General features: G+C 72.1%; 11 protein-coding genes and 1 riboswitch. Of the genes, 4 read left to right on the top strand and 7 right to left on the bottom strand.

Features of this window, described 5'->3' with window-relative positions; genetic code table 11:
- The first annotated feature begins 63 nt into the window (after positions 1-63).
- Entirely contained in the window at positions 64-1,989 is a 1,926-nt protein-coding gene (locus IEZ10_RS22125; RefSeq protein WP_189248405.1) for an ABC transporter ATP-binding protein, read from the top strand.
- Positions 1,990-2,240: 251 nt separating this feature from the next.
- Complete coding sequence (locus IEZ10_RS22120) at positions 2,241-2,801, top strand: TlpA disulfide reductase family protein (protein ID WP_189248404.1); 561 nt, start codon at positions 2,241-2,243, stop codon at positions 2,799-2,801.
- Positions 2,802-2,859: 58 nt separating this feature from the next.
- On the opposite strand, the gene IEZ10_RS22115 is transcribed toward IEZ10_RS22120, so the two are convergent.
- The 7 genes from IEZ10_RS22115 to IEZ10_RS22085 all read right to left on the bottom strand — a co-directional run bounded on the left by IEZ10_RS22115 (position 2,860) and on the right by IEZ10_RS22085 (position 12,020).
- On the bottom strand, positions 2,860-4,824 hold the full coding sequence (locus IEZ10_RS22115) for an AfsR/SARP family transcriptional regulator (RefSeq protein WP_189248403.1): 1,965 nt from the start codon (positions 4,822-4,824) through the stop codon (positions 2,860-2,862).
- A 122-nt stretch (positions 4,825-4,946) separates the two neighbouring features.
- Positions 4,947-5,954, bottom strand: coding sequence for a LacI family DNA-binding transcriptional regulator (locus tag IEZ10_RS22110; RefSeq protein ID WP_189248402.1), 1,008 nt, complete (start codon positions 5,952-5,954; stop codon positions 4,947-4,949).
- A 32-nt stretch (positions 5,955-5,986) separates the two neighbouring features.
- Positions 5,987-7,411 carry a GH1 family beta-glucosidase gene (locus tag IEZ10_RS22105; protein WP_189248401.1) on the bottom strand — a complete coding sequence of 475 codons (1,425 nt, stop codon included), beginning with the start codon at positions 7,409-7,411 and terminating at the stop codon, positions 5,987-5,989.
- Positions 7,408-8,289: a carbohydrate ABC transporter permease gene (locus IEZ10_RS22100; protein WP_189248400.1), complete on the bottom strand. Its 882-nt coding sequence runs from the start codon at positions 8,287-8,289 to the stop codon at positions 7,408-7,410. The genes IEZ10_RS22105 and IEZ10_RS22100 overlap by 4 nt, the downstream gene beginning before the upstream one ends.
- A complete protein-coding gene (locus tag IEZ10_RS22095) occupies positions 8,286-9,263 on the bottom strand; it encodes a carbohydrate ABC transporter permease (RefSeq protein ID WP_189248399.1) in 978 nt (325 codons plus the stop codon). Before IEZ10_RS22095 ends, IEZ10_RS22100 begins: the two co-directional genes overlap by 4 nt.
- A gap of 80 nt (positions 9,264-9,343) precedes the next feature.
- Positions 9,344-10,690 (bottom strand): ABC transporter substrate-binding protein, encoded by a 1,347-nt coding sequence (locus IEZ10_RS22090; RefSeq protein WP_189248398.1) that lies wholly within the window; start codon positions 10,688-10,690, stop codon positions 9,344-9,346.
- Positions 10,691-11,339: 649 nt separating this feature from the next.
- Positions 11,340-12,020: a CHAP domain-containing protein gene (locus tag IEZ10_RS22085; protein WP_189248397.1), complete on the bottom strand. Its 681-nt coding sequence runs from the start codon at positions 12,018-12,020 to the stop codon at positions 11,340-11,342.
- An 18-nt stretch (positions 12,021-12,038) separates the two neighbouring features.
- Positions 12,039-12,176: riboswitch (cyclic di-AMP (ydaO/yuaA leader) on the bottom strand.
- Between the two features lie 647 nt (positions 12,177-12,823).
- On the opposite strand from IEZ10_RS22085, the gene IEZ10_RS22080 reads away from it, so the two are divergent.
- Both IEZ10_RS22080 and IEZ10_RS22075 read left to right on the top strand, forming a co-directional pair.
- On the top strand, positions 12,824-13,861 hold the full coding sequence (locus IEZ10_RS22080) for a hypothetical protein (RefSeq protein ID WP_189248396.1): 1,038 nt from the start codon (positions 12,824-12,826) through the stop codon (positions 13,859-13,861).
- 11 nt (positions 13,862-13,872) lie between these two features.
- On the top strand, positions 13,873-15,084 hold the full coding sequence (locus tag IEZ10_RS22075; protein ID WP_229811510.1) for a DUF6716 putative glycosyltransferase: 1,212 nt from the start codon (positions 13,873-13,875) through the stop codon (positions 15,082-15,084).
- Positions 15,085-15,169: the final 85 nt, after the last annotated feature.

The raw sequence follows: 15,169 nt of genomic DNA, 5'->3' as shown, positions 1-15,169 counted from the left end.
CCGCCCGCCGGGCCGTCCGCCGGGACCGGTGACGCCGTCCCCCGGCCCCGGGCGCGGGCGAGCATGCGGGGCGCCGCGGCGGCGCTCGCCCTGGCGTGGCGGGCGGGCCCGTGGCTCGCCACCGCCTTCGCCCTGCTCACCCTGGCCGGGGCGGCGCTGCCGGTGGTGACGGCGTGGCTGACCAAGTCGGCGATCGACCTCATCGCCCGGGGCGCGGCCACCGCCCCGGCCCTCACCGGCCTGGGCACGGCGCTGGCGGCCTGCGGCGTGCTGGCGGCCGTGGTCCCCCAGGCGGCGCGGTACGCCAGGGAGGAGACCGGCCGCCGGGTCGGGCTGGCCGCCCAGGACCGGCTCTTCCAGGCGGCCGAGCGCTTCGTGGGGCTGGCGAGGTTCGAGGACCCGGTCTTCCTCGACCGGCTCAGGATGGCCCAGCAGCACGGCGCCACCACGCCGGGCCAGGTCGTCTCCGCCGTCCTCGGCATCGCCAGGACCACGGTCACCGGGGCGGGGTTCCTCGGCTCCCTGCTGGTGGTCGGCCCCTGGATGGCGCCGGTGGTCGTCTGCGCGGCCGTCCCCTCGCTGGCCGCGGAGCTGTGGCTGGCCCGGCGCCGCGCGGCCATGCTCTGGCGGATCGGCCCGGCCGAGCGCAGGGAGTTCTTCTTCCGGGAGTTGCTGGTGAACGTGCAGGCCGCCAAGGAGATGCGCCTGTTCGGCACCGGGGCGCACCTGCGGGAGCTGATGAACGGCAGGCGGCGGGCCGCGAACGCCGAACGCGGCCGGACGGACCGGCGCGAGCTGCGCGTCCAGGGCGCGGCCGGCGCGTTCGGGGCGCTCGCCGCCGGCGGCGGGCTGGTCTGGGCGCTGCACGCCGCGGCCGGAGGCGGTCTCACCATCGGTGACGTGTCCCTCTTCGCGGCGGCCGTCGCCGGGGTGCAGGGCGCTCTCACCGGGCTGGCCGTGGAGGTGGCGGCGGCCCATCAGCAGCTGCTCCTGTTCGGCCACTACCTCGCCGTCCTCGGCGGAGAACCGGACCTTCCCGTACCGCCCCTGCCCCGGCCGGCACCGCCGCTGCGCCGCGGCGTGGAGCTGCGCGACGTGTGGTTCCGCTACTCGCCGGACCACCCGTGGACCCTGCGCGGCCTGAACCTCACGATCCCGTACGGCGAGGCGGTCGGCCTGGTCGGCAGGAACGGAGCAGGCAAGAGCACGCTGGTCAAGCTGCTGTGCCGGATGTACGACCCGGAGCGCGGGGAGATCCTGTGGGACGGGACGGACATCCGCGAGCTGGACCCCGCCGGGCTGAGGGCGCGGATCGGCGCGGTGTTCCAGGACTACATGCAGTACGACATGACGGCGGCCGAGAACATCGGCCTGGGTGATGTCGGCCGGATCGGGGACCGGGCGCGGATCGAGGCCGCGGCCCGCGGGGCGGGCGCGCACGGGTTCGTCGCCGCGCTGCCCCGCGGCTACGACACCCTCCTGTCCCGGCTCTTCTTCCAGGGCGACGACCTGGGCGGCGACCTGGGCGGCGATCCGGACGGTGGCGCCGGGAACGGGCCGGGTGGCGCCCCGGGGACCGGTGTCCTCCTGTCGGGCGGGCAGTGGCAGCGCCTCGCGCTGGCCCGCGCCTATCTCCGGGGGGACCGCGACCTGCTGATCCTGGACGAGCCCGGCTCCGGACTGGACGCCGAGGCCGAGCACGAGATCCACGCCGGGCTGCGCGAGCACCGGCGGGGACGGACCAGCGTGCTCGTCTCCCATCGCCTGGGCACCCTCCGGGACGCCGGCCTCCTCGTCGTCCTGGACGGGGGCCGGGTCGCCGAGCAGGGCGCCCACGCCGAGCTGCTGGCCCGCGGCGGGCTCTACGCCCACCTGTTCGGGCTGCAGGCCCAGGGCTACCGGACCGTGGAGCCGGACGACGGCGATCTCGCCCCGGCGTTCCCCCCGGGCGCGGGAGACGGCGCGCGAGCCGATCTCCCCGGGGCGTGACGCGGGATACACGGCGGCGAGTATCGGCGCTGTAGGGATCCCATCGGCGGCCCTTCTACCTTTCGAGATGTCCGCCGATCGATGGGAGAGAAGAATGTACTGCTTCTGCAACTCCGGCCGCTGGTGCTGCGCCACCACCACCTACTACGCCTGCTACGACCACGGCTGCTGAGCCGAGATGAGATCCGGGGGTGCGCCCTTTTCCGGGCGCGCCCCTTTCCCGCTCCCGCCGGAAAGGAAAAGGGCCAGGAATGTATTTCATCGCCGCGCTCGTGGTGCTGGTGGGCGTCGTGTGCACGCTCGATCTCCTCTTCACCGTCAGACTCACCCGTCTCGTGAGGGCCCTGCCCGGACCGGCGGGACCGTCCGGGCACTCCGGGCCTTCCGCCCTCCCCGGGAGGCTGCCGGACCTGATGCTGCCGGTCGGCGAGGTCGTCGGCCCCTTCGAGGCCGTGACGACCGACGGCGAGGTACGCCGGGGCCCGACCCTGACCCCCGGCCGCACCCTGGTCGGGGTCTTCACCAAGAACTGCCCGCCGTGCGCCGAGCGGGTCCCGCAGTTCCTGGAGGCGGCGAAGAACCATCCGCACGGGCGGGACGCCGTCCTGGCGGTGCTGGTCACCGACGGCGAGGACGTCTCGGACTACCGGGACACGCTCCAGCCGGTGGCGCACGTCATCGTCGAGAGGAAGGGCGAGGCCGCGACCAGGGCGCTGGGGGTGCGAGGCTACCCCGCCCTCGCCGTCCTCGACGAGCGGGGCGGGATCCTCGCGGCGGGGACGATCATGGCCCACGTCGAACCGGCCCTCTGACGGCAGCCGCCGGATCGGCACCGCCCGGCGCCCACCGGCCCTCCGAGCCGTTCCCGCCCTACCGCTGCGGCGATCCGGAACGGGGCCCGGACGCCGCGCCGGGCCGTTCGGGGTCGGGCCGTCCCGCGTGCCCCTGGGCGATGAGCCGCCCGCCGGACCGTTCGAGGACGGCCCACCCCGGAAAGCCCGGCGCGGGGTGACGCGCGGCGGGCCGCCCGGGGACCCGCTCGTTCCGGGCGACCTCCGAGGCGAAGCACCGCACCAGGCCGCCCACCCGGTAACGGGCCTGCTCCACGGGCTCGATGAGACGCAGGTCGGCGAGACGGCCCAGGGCGGCGGACGCGGTCACCGTGTCGCACGCGAGGGACCTCGCCACGTCCGCGGGGGTCAGTTCGGCGGCCTGCGCCGTACCGAGGTGGTGGAAGAGTTCGACGGCCGCGCTGTCCACCGGGCCCGTGCCGGACAGCAGCACCCGGTAGTCGGCGTCGATGCTCTCCCGGATGGGCAGGTCGCCGTTGCCGAGCAGGTCCATCCGGTGACGCTCGTCCGCGAGCAGGCCGGCGAAGGCCGCCAGCGACCACTCGCGCCGGGCGGCGAGCCGGGTGCCGGCCGCCCGCAGCGGACGCGGCAGGCACTCGCAGAGCTCGGCGATCCGGTTCGCCGCGGCGGGGTCGGCGTCCGCGCGTTCCGTGCCGCACAGCCCGGCCAGCAAATCGCGGGCGGCGTCACCCGGCAGGGGCAGGATCTCGACGTGCTCCGTACCCTCCAGCGTGGACAGCATGGCCCGGCTGGTGACGACGACCGGGCAGCCGTCGCAGGCCGTCAGCAGCGGCCGTACCTGGCCGTCGTCGAGGGCGTTGTCCAGCAGGACCAGCGGGGCGTCGTCGCCGATGCGCAACCGGAGCACCTCGGCCGCCTGGACCGGGTCCCGCGGGATCCGCTCGGCCGGCACGCCGAGGGCGGTCAGGAAACAGGTCATGACCCGCGAAGGGTCCGGGGGCGGTACCCCGGGCCGGACGTCCTGGAGGTCGGCGTAGAGATGCCCGCCGGGGCGCTCGGCGGAGAGCAGGCGGAGGACGTGCCTGGCGAGCGCCGACTTGCCGACGCCGCCCGGACCGTGCAGGACGATCCTGGCCGGACGCCGCGTCTCCCCGGCCAGGCGCGCCAGCTCCTTCACCTCCCGGTCACGGCCCACGAGGTCGCCCGGGGACGGGATCATCCGCGGGAGCACCCGGCGGGCGCCGGACGGGCCGGGCCGCCGGGCGGGCGCGGGGACGAGTCCGGGGTCGCGGTTGAGCATCCGCCGCTGGAGGGCGACGAGGTCCGGGCCCGGCTCCAGGCCGAGGTCCTCGCGCAGGACGGTCCGCGCCCTCTCGTAGGCGGCCAGCGCCGCCGCGACGTCGCCCGTGCGGTACAGCGCGAGCATGAGGTGGCCCCACAGCCGTTCCCTGGTGGGGTGCTCCGCGACGGTCTCGCGGAGTTCGTGGAGCATCTCGGCGTGCTCACCCAGGGCCAGCCGGGCCTGCGCGAGGTCCTCCATGGCGAGGCAGCGCTGCTCGGCCAGGACCGCCAGCCGCGACGAGAGCTCGGGGGTACGCGGCACGTCCTCGGCCTCCGTGCCGCGCCACAGCGCCAGGGCCGCCGACAGGTGGCGCAGGGCGGCCCGCGGGTCGCCGACGGCCAGCGTGGCGCGGCCCTGCCGGGCGTACTCCGTGAAGTCCGCGATGTCCGACTCGCCCTCGCGGACCTCCAGCGTGTAGCCCGGAGCGTGGGCGACGAGACGGTCGTGGTGTCCGCCCAGGACGTCGCGCAGGCGGTTGACGTAGGTTCGCAGGTTGGCCACGGCCGAGCGGGGCGGCTCGCCCTCCCACACGGCCGCGGTCAGGCGGTCCAGGGAGACGACCCGCCCCGCCTCCAGCAGGAGTACGGCGAGCACGACGCGCTGTTTCGGCGGGCCGAGCGGGACGAGGCGGCCGGAGCGGCGTATCTGGAGCGGGCCCAGCAGGTTGAACCGCAGAGTCATCAGACCTCCACGCGTTGACGCCGGGCCCGGGGCCCGGCGGACGTGCCCGGTGGAAAACCTTCTGCGCGTGGGACGCCGCCCACGATGACGTTCTGTCGGAAGGGGAGGACCCGCCGGGACGCTCAGGCCGAGTCGCGCTCGACCAGGTGGGTGTCCAGTATCACGACGGGCTGTTCCAGGCGCTCGCCGTTGATGCGGGCGACGAGGAGGTGGGCCATCTGCCGGCCCATCGCCTCGGTCGGCTGGTGGACGCTGGTGAGCGTGGGGGAGGAGTGGGCGCCGGCGGGGGAGTCGTCGAACCCGATCACCGCCACGTCCGACGGGACCGCCCTGCCCTCTTCGCGCAGCACCCGCATCGCCCCGAGGGCCATCGGGTCGGAGGCGGTGAACACGGCGTCCAGGTCGGGGTGGACGGCCAGCAGGCGGATCATCGCCTCCATGCCGCTCTCCTCGCTGAAGTCACCGTAGTCCACGATCTCCGGCAGACCGGTGGCCAGCAGAGCGTCGCGGTAACCGGCGAGCCGGTCGACGCCCACGCCCATGTCCTGCGGACCGGCGATGGTGGCGATCCTGGTGCGGCCCTTGCCCAGCAGGTACTTGACCGCCTGCCGGGCTCCGGCCCGGTTGTCGACGTCGACGTAGCTGTAGGGGGTGAGGCCGACGGGGCGGCCACCGATGACGGTCGGCACGCCCATCGCCTCCAGACGCTCGGGCAGCGGGTCGGCGCCGTGCAGCGAGATCAGCAGCACCCCGTCGACGTGCTGGCCGGTGAGGTAGTGCTCCAGCCGCTCGTGCTCCTGCTTCGACTGCGCCATCGCGAGGATCAGTTGCAGACCGGTCTCGGATAACGCCGAGCCGATACCGCGGATGGTCCCGGCGAAGTAGGGTTCGTCGAAGACGCGGAACTCCGACTCCGAGACCACCAGCGCGACCGTGTCGGTGCGCCGGGTGACCAGTGCGCGGGCCGCCCGATTGGGGACGTACCCCAGCTCCTCGATGGCCTGCTGCACCGCCTCACGGGCCTTTTCGCTCACCTTGGGTGAGCCGTTGATGACCCGTGACACGGTGCCGCGGCCGACACCGGCCAGTGCCGCGACCGCCTCAAGTGTCGGACGACGGTCGCCGTTCATGTCGCCTGCCCCCATGAAGATTCGCCGGCCCCTTATTCTGCCGGACCGTTCAGGCCTCCGCGCCTGATGGTCCCGGCATACCAGAGAGCGCTCTCCTTTGGAATACGCTCCTGGGTCGCATAGTCGACGCGGACCAGGCCGAAGCGCTTGTCGTACCCCCACGCCCATTCGAAGTTGTCCATCAGGGACCAGGCGAAGTAGCCCCTCAGGGGCACCCCCGCCTCGATCGCCGCGTGGCAGGTGCGCAGGTGGGCCTCGATGTAGTCCACTCTCTCACGGTCGTGGACCACGCCGTCGTCGCCCACGACGTCCTCGAAGGCGGCGCCGTTCTCGGAGATGACCAGCGGCACGCTCGGGTACTCCCGGGCCAGTCGCAGCAGGATCTCCTGCAGGCCGGTGTCGTCGATCTCCCAGCCCATGGCGGTGACCGGCCGGCCGGCCTGGACGAACGATACGGCCTCGCTGCCGACCCAGGGCGAGCCCGCGTCGGTCGGCGCCGCCGCCGCCGATGCTGCGCCGCCGGGGATGCCGGAGACGGTGAAGCGGCTGTAGTAGTTGATCAGCAGCATGTCGATCGGGGTGGAGATGATCTCCATGTCCCCGTCCTCGGTGAAGTCCGCCATCCCGTCGAGGTCGATCAGCACGTCCTCGGGGTAGGCGCCCTTGAGCAGCGCGTCCAGGAAGAAACGGTTCTGCAGGCCGTCGATGCGGCGGGCGGCGTCCCGGTCGGCCTCAGACTCGGTCTCGGGGGAGATCGCGTAGAGGTTGACGCAGCCGCCGATCCTGCTGTCGGGCCTCTGGGCCCGCATGGCCTGGGTGGCCAGGCCATGCGCGAGCAGCAGGTGGTGGGCGGCCCGTACCGCCTGGGCCGGCTCGCGCCGTCCGGGGGCGTGCTCACCGGAGGCGTAGCCCAGGAAGGCCGCGCACCACGGCTCGTTCACCGTGCTCCAGTTGCGCACCCGGTCGCCGAGGGCGTCGTGCACGGCCGCCGCGTAGTCGGCGAAGCGCTTCGACGTCTCCCGCGACGGCCAGCCGCCCGCGTCCTCCAGCGCCTGGGGGAGGTCCCAGTGGTAGAGCGTCACCCACGGGTCCACGCCCCGCTCCAGCAGCTCGTCGACCAGGCGGCTGTAGAAGTCGAGGCCCCTGGTGTTGACCGGGCCGGAGCCGTCGGGCTGGATCCGCGGCCAGGAGACGGAGAACCGGTAGGCGCCCAGGCCCAGCTCGGCCATCAGCCGCACGTCGTCGCGGTAGCGGTGGTAGTGGTCGATCGCCACGTCGGCGTTCTCGCCGTTGACGATCCGGCCGGGCTGGCGGACGAAGTCGTCCCAGATGGACCGCCCGCGCCCGTCCTCCTCGACGGCGCCCTCGATCTGGTAGGCGGAGGTGGCCGCCCCCCAGACGAAGTCCGCCGGGAACAGCAGTTCCGCGGCCTGTAGCCGGGTTTCTTGCGTGGTCACGCCTTGACCGCACCTTCCATGAGGCCGCCGACGATCTGACGACCGAACGCGACGAAGACGATGAACAGGGGGAGGACCGAGGCCGCCGTGCCGGTGAAGAGCATGACGTAGTCGGTGCCGTGGGCCTGGTTGAGCGCGGCGATCGAGGTCTGCACCACCGGGTTGTCCGGAGTCAGCACGATCAGCGGCCACATGAACTCGTTCCAGGTCTGCATGAAGACCAGGAGGGCGAGCACCGCCATGCCGGGCCGCAGCGCGGGCAGGATGACGTTGGCGTAGATCCGCATGGTGGAGGCCCCGTCGACCCGGGCCGCCTCGACGAGCTCGTCCGGCACCGCCTGCTGGGTGTACTGGGTCATCATGAAGACCCCGAAGCCGTTGACCAGGAACGGCAGGATCACCGCCTTGATCTGGCCGGTCCAGCCGAGGTCGACCATGAGCTGGTACAGCGGCACCACGCCCATCTGCTGGAGCGGCACCATCATCGTCACCAGGATCAGGCCGAGCAGGATCTTGCCGCCCTTGAAGTGGAGCTTGGCGAAGGCGAAGCCGGCCAGGGTGGAGATGAGCACGACCGAGACGGTCACGGTGATCGAGATGATCGCCGAGTTGGTCAGGCCGAGGAGGAAGTGGGCGTCCTCGGTGTTCAGCAGCCGCTCGATGTTCTCGCCGAGCCGGCCGCCGGGCAGCAGCGGTGGGGGCACTTCGCTGGCGTCGTCGTTCGTCCGCGTCGCCATGATGAACATGTAGTAGATCGGGAAGGCCGACACCACGAGCGCGAGGGCCAGGACGACCTTCGTCAGCGGGGTCGCGTCCCAGATGCGGTTCGGCGCGGACCCGGTCCTCGCCGGGCGGCTCCGGGCGTGGATCGCCGTCATTTGTTACCCCCGATGCGGCGGGTGAAGGAGTAGTTGATGAGGGTGCCGATGAGGATCAGCGCGAACAGCAGCCACGCCGCGGCGGCCGCGTAGCCGAAGTCGAAGTCGCGGAACGCCTCCTTGACGATGAACATCGCCACCGTCTGGTACTGGCCGGTGGCGCCGCCCGCCATGGTGGGGTTGCCGTCGAACAGGACGGGCTCGGTGAACAGCGTCAGTCCGCCGATGGTGGAGATGAAGACGATGAAGATGATCGTCGGGCGCAGCATGGGGATGGTGATCTGCCAGAACTGCCGCTGGGCCGACGCGCCGTCGAGGGCGGCGGCCTCGTAGAGGTCCTTGGGGATGGTCTGCATCGCGGCGAGCAGGATGATCGCGTTGTAGCCGGTCCAGCGCCAGTCGACCATCGTGGAGATCGCGATCCAGGCGGTCCAGCTCTCGTTCTGCCAGTTGATCGCGTCGACCCCGAACAGCCCGAGGAACCAGTTGATCATTCCGTAGTCGCGTCCGTAGAGCTGGGTGAACACGACGGCGACGGCGACGACGGAGGTGATCATCGGCAGCAGCACGCCGAGGCGGAAGAAGAGCCGGCCCCGGATGCGCTTGTTGAGCGCGTTGGCGAGGATGAGCGCGAGGACGAGCTGCGGAACCGTCGAGATGACGAACATCGCGAGCGTGTTGACCACCGCGTTCCAGAAGGCCGCGTCGGTGATCAGGGAGATGTAGTTGTCGAACCCGATGAACGACTTGTCGCCGGCGAGCTCCCAGTCGTAGAGGGAGACCCAGAGGGTGTAGCCGAGCGGGAAGACGCCGAAGACGGCGAAGAGCAGGAAGTAGGGGGAGACGAGGAAGTAGGGGGTCGCCCGAAGGTCGAACCTGGCGAGTCCGCCGCCCCGCCCCGAGCCGCGGTGTCCGGGGGATCGGCGCGGGGCCCGTGGCCGGGCCGGCGCCGGAGTGTCGACGTGCAGGGTCATCGGTAGCCTTTCAGCGATGGGCAGGCGACCGGCCCGGCGGCGGGGTCACCGACGCCGGGCCGTGCCGATCGGGACGGGGGTCAGCCCGCGGCCTTGACGCCGGCTTCGACGAACTTCTGCCACGCCTGGTCGTAGGGGATCGAGCCCTGGTCCATGCCCTCCAGGACCTTCTCCACCGAGGTCTTCACCTGGGCGTGCTTCTCACCCAGGAAGACCGGCAGCAGGCCCTTGACCGACTCGCCGAAGATCTGGCCGGTCGGGGCGTTGTTGAAGTAGTCGCTCTTCAGGTCCTTGACCGCCGGGTCCTCCTGGGCGGGGATGGAGCTGGGGAAGGCGTTGGCCTCCTGGAAGGCCATGACGTGGCCCTCCTTGCCGGTGAGGTAGTTCAGGACCTCCGCGGCCTCCTTGGGGTGCTTGCTCTGCTTGGTGATCGCCAGGTAGGAGCCGCCCCAGTTGCCGGCGCCGCCGGGAACCCCGGCCACGTCCCACTTGCCCGCGTTGCCGGGACCGGAGTTGTCCTTGATCACGCCGACCATCCAGGCCGGGCAGCCCATGACGGCGAAGCCGCCCTTCTTCAGCGCGGCGTTCCACGGCGGGGTGAAGGAGGCGAGCTTGGCGGTCATGCCCGCCTGGCTGAAGGTCTTCACCGTCTCGAACGCGGTCTTGACGGCCGGGTTGCTCTCAAGGATGAGCTGGTTGTTCTTGTCGAAGTAGTTGACGTTGCCGTTCTTCGGCGCCTCCTGCGACAGCAGCACGTTGTACAGGGTGTTGGGGCCGTCGAGGAACTTTGGGTCGCTCTTGCCGGGGTTGGCGGCCTGGAACTTCTTGCCGACCTCCATGAAGGTGGTCCAGTCCGGCCAGAGCTTGGTGACCTCGTCGCGCTCGCCGGGAAGGCCGGCCTTCTCGAACAGGTCCTTGCGGTAGCACATCGCCATGCCGCCGATGTCGGTGCCGAGGGCGAAGAGCTTGCCGTCCTTGTTGATGCCGTTCTCCCACTTGGCGGCGGGGAAGTCGCTCTTGCGCTTGTCCAGGCCGTACTCGGCGAGGTCGGCGAAGAACTGCGGGCGGGCCTTCATCAGGCCCATCGCGCCCTCGTCGATGCCGACGACGTCGGCCGCGCCGCTGCCCGCCTGCAGGCGCTGCAGGAGCTGGGGCAGGAAGACGTCCTCGAAACGGTCGGTCGGGTTCTCGTGCTTGATCTGGATGTTCGGGTGCGACGCGTTCCAGGTCTCGACGGCCTTCTTGTAGCCGAAGTTCGCGCCGCCGCCGAAGGTCTGCACGGTGATGGTCACCGGCTCGGAGGCCGAGCCGCCCGAGGCGGCCGTGTTCTTGGCGGGCTCATTCGAACTGCAGGACGTGACCGCCAGTGCTGCGGCGGTCATCACCACGACGGCGGCGAGCGTGCCGTGCCGCTTGCTGTTCAACATTCCGGACCCCTCTCAGGTGGTCGCCCGAATCGATTGGGAGGTGACATCGCGAACCGGCCCCCGACGAACGCGATCGGCGATGGGTGGCGCGCAGGCCACTTTTGGGAGCGCTCCCACGAAGACTGGACGATGGGCAACCGGCGCGTCAATATGCCGAAACGTAACCGTTACATCGCGGGGTTTCCAGGCCGATGAACGGTCATTAAGGTGACAAACTACGTGATCGGGTGTTTGGGAGCGCTCCCACCCCAACACGGTACGGCGCGGCGAACGCCCGCCAACCCGGGACCATCCGGCACGTCAGGGACCGCCCGGCCCGGTTCCGCGGTGCGGCGACCTGGGCGGAAAGCGATTTGCGGCGGCACGCGAACGGGTACGTGCGGCGGGCCCATGACCGGGCGCCCACGGCGGACGCGCGGGCGGGCGCATACGGCGGCGCGGGGACGGGTGCTCGCGCGGCGCATGGGCGGGCGTTCACGGGTGCGCCCCGGCCGGGTGAAGGACCCGGACAAGCCGAGACGGCGACCCGGCCGCGCGCCGGGTCGCCGTCTGGTGGCCCCCGCCGCCCCTGGAGGAGTGGGGCGGCGGGGAGGGGATGAGGGAAGGGGGAGGGGGAGGGGGAGAGGGCTGAAAAGCCGTGAGGCGTCCGTCAGTCGTTGTAGGACGGGTAGCCGTAGCCGTCGACCTGGGAGACCGGCCGGACGCGCTCCTCGACCTTGCCGTTGCCGGTGTTGCCCTCGATCGTGGTGATCGTGCCGTCGCCGTTGTCCTTCTTGACGAGGCCGACGTGGTCGATGGCGTCGATGTCGTGGCTGCCGCCCCAGTCGAAGAAGACCACGGCGCCGGGCTTCGGGGTCTGGCCCCAGCGCCCGTTGTCGGCGAACCACTTGGCGTAGGAGACGGTGTAGGCGTCCCAGCCCATGGTGGGCCGGGCGCCGGCCTGCTCGCCGACCCAGGAGACGAACATCGCGCACCAGGGAGCGTTGGCGTAGTCCTGGATCCTGCCGCCGTCACGGGCGACGGTCTCCTTGGCGCGCTGGCTGGAGACGTACCAGTCCTGGAACTTGGTGCCGCCGCCGGCGGCGTTCTCCGAGATGCCGATCTGCTTGGCGGCGATGTCGAGGACCCGCTCGGCACTGACCTTGGGCAGGCTCTGAGCCTGGGTCTCGGCCGAGGTCTTCTCGGTGACGGACTCGGCCTGCGGGCCGGAGACGTGGCTGTCGGCCAGGGCGGGAACGGTGGTGGCGGCGCCGCCGACGAGGACGATGGACGCACCCACGAGGACGCGGGCCAGGTTGTGCTTCTTGGGGGTGAGGCGGTTCTTGGCCATGCGGGGGTTCGACTCCTTGCTTCGCTTCCATACCGCCTACCGGGTTAGCTGACGGGTTCGGGCTGGGAAGTGCCCTACGGCGCGCGAAGGCGCTGATTCACCCCAGAAATTGGTTCCCCGGTTCCGCGAGAGCCGCGGATTCGGCGGCCGCGCTCATCGACCAACGGATAGGTTGCGATGACGCGCGGTCGGGCAATGTGCCGGTGAGATACGGGTCGGTGGACCTCGGTGCTCACCGCGAACGAGTAGAACGTACGTGCTGCTCCACGCCGATTGCAAGCTCTTGCATTGCCCTGACTTGGGGAAACGCCGAATTTCGGTGATCATCGACTTCCCGGGCCGAAGATCGGGGACTTCGGGGCCGAGACTTTCGCAAGAGCCGGAAACCCTTGCCGCAAAGGGGTTTCCGCATTGCGGAGCCGATAAGACACGGGCGTGCCGGACGATTTCTCCCGGCTGTAACCTTCCCCAAGGTAGATCTTTTTAACGGGAGTTTATTTTACCTGTTCAGCGCCCTCGCGAGGCGTCATGTGGGCGGTGCGTGGACCCCGTGCCCGGCCCTCCGGGCCCCGCGCCGGATCCTCGTTCCGGCCCCCGCGCCGGGCCCTCCGAACCCCGTGCCGGGCCCCCGCGCAAGGCCCGGCACCGGGCTTGCGCGCCCCCGCGCGAGGCCTTGCCCGTCCCGGTGCCGGGCCTTGCGCGTATCCCTGCCGCCCTCCGCCGTCCGGGCGTGGACGCGCGTGTTCCGATGTTCACCCGCGGTTCCCGGCCGCGTAAGGCGCCCCGGTTACGGTGAGGCGATCGTGAACGGGTCATCGCCCGGCGTGGAGGAGGGGCGGGACCACGCGCGGGAACAGCCTTCGGCCGTCGCCTGGGCGGAGTCCCCCCTGCAACTGCTCTGCGTGGTCGAGGCATGCCACGCCGGGCTGCTCGGCGCCCACGTCCGGGTGATGTCCCGTGCCGGGTCGCGTCCGCTGGCCGCCACCCGCCGGGAGCTGTCCCGCCTCACCCTCCCCGCGGGCCTGGAGCAGGCAGGGCCGGCGCCCGGGCCGCCCAAGCCCCGGCGGGGCGTGACCTGGGTGATCGGAGACGCCTTCTCCGGCCGGGTCCAGGCCCGCTGGCTCGCCGCCCTCCCCGGCCGGATCGTCGTCGTCGACGACGGGCTGGCCACGATCAGGCTCCTGGAACTGCTCGCCGGGCCTCCCGGCAGGCCGCTGCTGCGGGCCCGGGCCGCCGCGGGCCCACTGCGCTCCGTCCTCGGCGTGGCGGCCGGCCTGCGACTCCGCGCGGCCGCCCGGTCGGGCCGGCTGACGGTCTTCACCGCGCTGCCCGTCCCGGACGACCTGGGGCGCGCCGTACGCGGTAGAGGGGCCGAGCTGGTCGTCCACGACTTCGCCTGGCTGCGCGCCCAGCCCCCGCGCCGGCCCCGGCCGCAGGAGCCCACGGTCGTCCTCGGCACCTCGCTGGTGCGCAACGGCCTGATCCACCGCGACCGCTATCTCGCCTGGCTCGCCGGGGTGGGAACGGCCGGTCCCGTGGCCTACTTTCCGCACCGCCGGGAGGACCCGGGCGACCTCGAACGGGTCGGCGCACAGCCCGGCGTCACCGTCTACGACGCCGGGATCCCCGCCGAGATGACTCTGCGGGGACTGGACCCGGGACAGCGGGTGCTCAGCCTGCCGTCCACCGCCGTCACCTCGCTGCGGGTCCTGCTGGCGTCCCGCGGCGTCACCGTGGAGGCGGTGGACGTCCCCGATGAGTGGTGGACCGCTCAGGCGGCGCCCTCCCTCCGCTCGCACCTGTCGATGTTCGCCCATCACGACACCGGAGTCACAAGGTGAAGGTCCTGGCCGTGGCCGACTCGGATTCCTACCTGAAGTGGGCCGCCCACCTGCTCGCGGACCTTCCCGGCGGCTGTACGGCGGAGCTGGCGGTGATCCGTACCCCCATCGCGCCCTCACCGGCGCAGATCCGCGCGGCCGTCACCGGCGTGGCCGCCGACCCGCCGGTGCTGTCGGCACGGGCACTGCGCCGGGCGGCCGAACGGCTGCGGCCCGACGCGGTGCTGGCCGCCTGCACCGGCCCGGTGGTGGACGTGCTGGTCGCCGAGGTGCTCGCCGGCCTCTCACCGAGACCGGTGTTCGTCTCGGGCCTGCCGGGCATCTCCGTCCCGGCCACCGAGAAGGCGTGGCTGTTCCGCAGCGGCTGCGACCTGTTCGTCCTGCACAGCGGGCGGGAGGTGGCGGAGTTCACCGAACTCGGCCGGAGACTGGGCGGCGGCGGGGCGGCCGGACTGGCCCGGCTGCCGTTCCTGCCCGCGGGCCAGGCACCGCCCGCCGCCGGGCCGCGCGACCGCGTGGTGTTCGCCGCCCAAGCCAAGGTGCCCAGGCGCAGGGAGGACCGGGAGCGGATCCTGCTGTCCCTGGCCGAGCTGGCCGGGCGGCGGCCGGACCTGGACGTCGTGGTCAAGCTCCGCGCCCTGGACGACGAGCGCCAGACCCACGCCGAGCGGCACCCCTACCGGCGGCTGTGGCGGGAACTGGCCGAACGGGGCACCGTCCCCGCCGGCGCCGTGCGGTTCGAGGCCGGCCCGATGCGCGACCACCTCGCCCGCGCGGCGGGGTTCGTCACGGTCAGCTCGACCGCCGCGCTGGAGGCGATCGCCTGCTCCGTGCCGCTGCTGGTGCTGTCGGACTTCGGGGTGGGCGCCGAGACGATCAACCTCGTCTTCGAGGGGAGCGGGCTGCTCGGCACCCTCGACGACCTGGCCGATGGGCGCTTCCTCACCCCGGACGAGGAGTGGTGCCGAGCCAACTACTTCCACCCGGGCGGCCTGGACGACTGGACCTCCCACCTGGTCACCCTGGTCGGCAGGGCCCGATCGGGACGCCTGGTGCCGGCCCGCTCCCTGCTCGACGGGCCGGCGTACGCCGCCGCCCGCCGCCGCGCCCGGCTGCGCGTGGAGGTCCCGCCCAGGGTGCTGCGCGCCGGCCGCCGCGCCCGGCGCAGGATGAACCGCTACCTCAAGATCTCGTACTCATGGCAGCATTCATGGCGACGCTAGCGCGTCGCGGCTCGGGGCTGTGTTGATGGCGACACTGCGTGTCGCGGCTCGGGGGCTCTTGCCCGGTGTCTTCCCTCGTCGTTCA

It is taken from the genome of Streptosporangium pseudovulgare (assembly GCF_014648055.1).
GTDB classification, from domain to species: Bacteria; Actinomycetota; Actinomycetes; order Streptosporangiales; family Streptosporangiaceae; genus Streptosporangium; species Streptosporangium pseudovulgare.
The sequence above is the reverse complement of the archived record's forward strand: the minus strand, read 5'-3'. Positions and strand labels throughout refer to the sequence as shown.

Excerpts from the sequence above, each read along its gene's own strand:
- IEZ10_RS22125 (WP_189248405.1), top strand. The coding sequence starts at position 64 with ATGCGGGGCGCCGCGGCGGCGCTCGCCCTGGCGTGGCGGGCGGGCCCG.
- IEZ10_RS22120 (WP_189248404.1), top strand. The coding sequence starts at position 2,241 with ATGTATTTCATCGCCGCGCTCGTGGTGCTGGTGGGCGTCGTGTGCACG.
- IEZ10_RS22115 (WP_189248403.1), bottom strand. The coding sequence starts at position 4,824 with ATGACTCTGCGGTTCAACCTGCTGGGCCCGCTCCAGATACGCCGCTCC.
- IEZ10_RS22110 (WP_189248402.1), bottom strand. The coding sequence starts at position 5,954 with ATGAACGGCGACCGTCGTCCGACACTTGAGGCGGTCGCGGCACTGGCC.
- IEZ10_RS22100 (WP_189248400.1), bottom strand. The coding sequence starts at position 8,289 with ATGACGGCGATCCACGCCCGGAGCCGCCCGGCGAGGACCGGGTCCGCG.
- IEZ10_RS22095 (WP_189248399.1), bottom strand. The coding sequence starts at position 9,263 with ATGACCCTGCACGTCGACACTCCGGCGCCGGCCCGGCCACGGGCCCCG.
- IEZ10_RS22090 (WP_189248398.1), bottom strand. The coding sequence starts at position 10,690 with ATGTTGAACAGCAAGCGGCACGGCACGCTCGCCGCCGTCGTGGTGATG.
- IEZ10_RS22085 (WP_189248397.1), bottom strand. The coding sequence starts at position 12,020 with ATGGCCAAGAACCGCCTCACCCCCAAGAAGCACAACCTGGCCCGCGTC.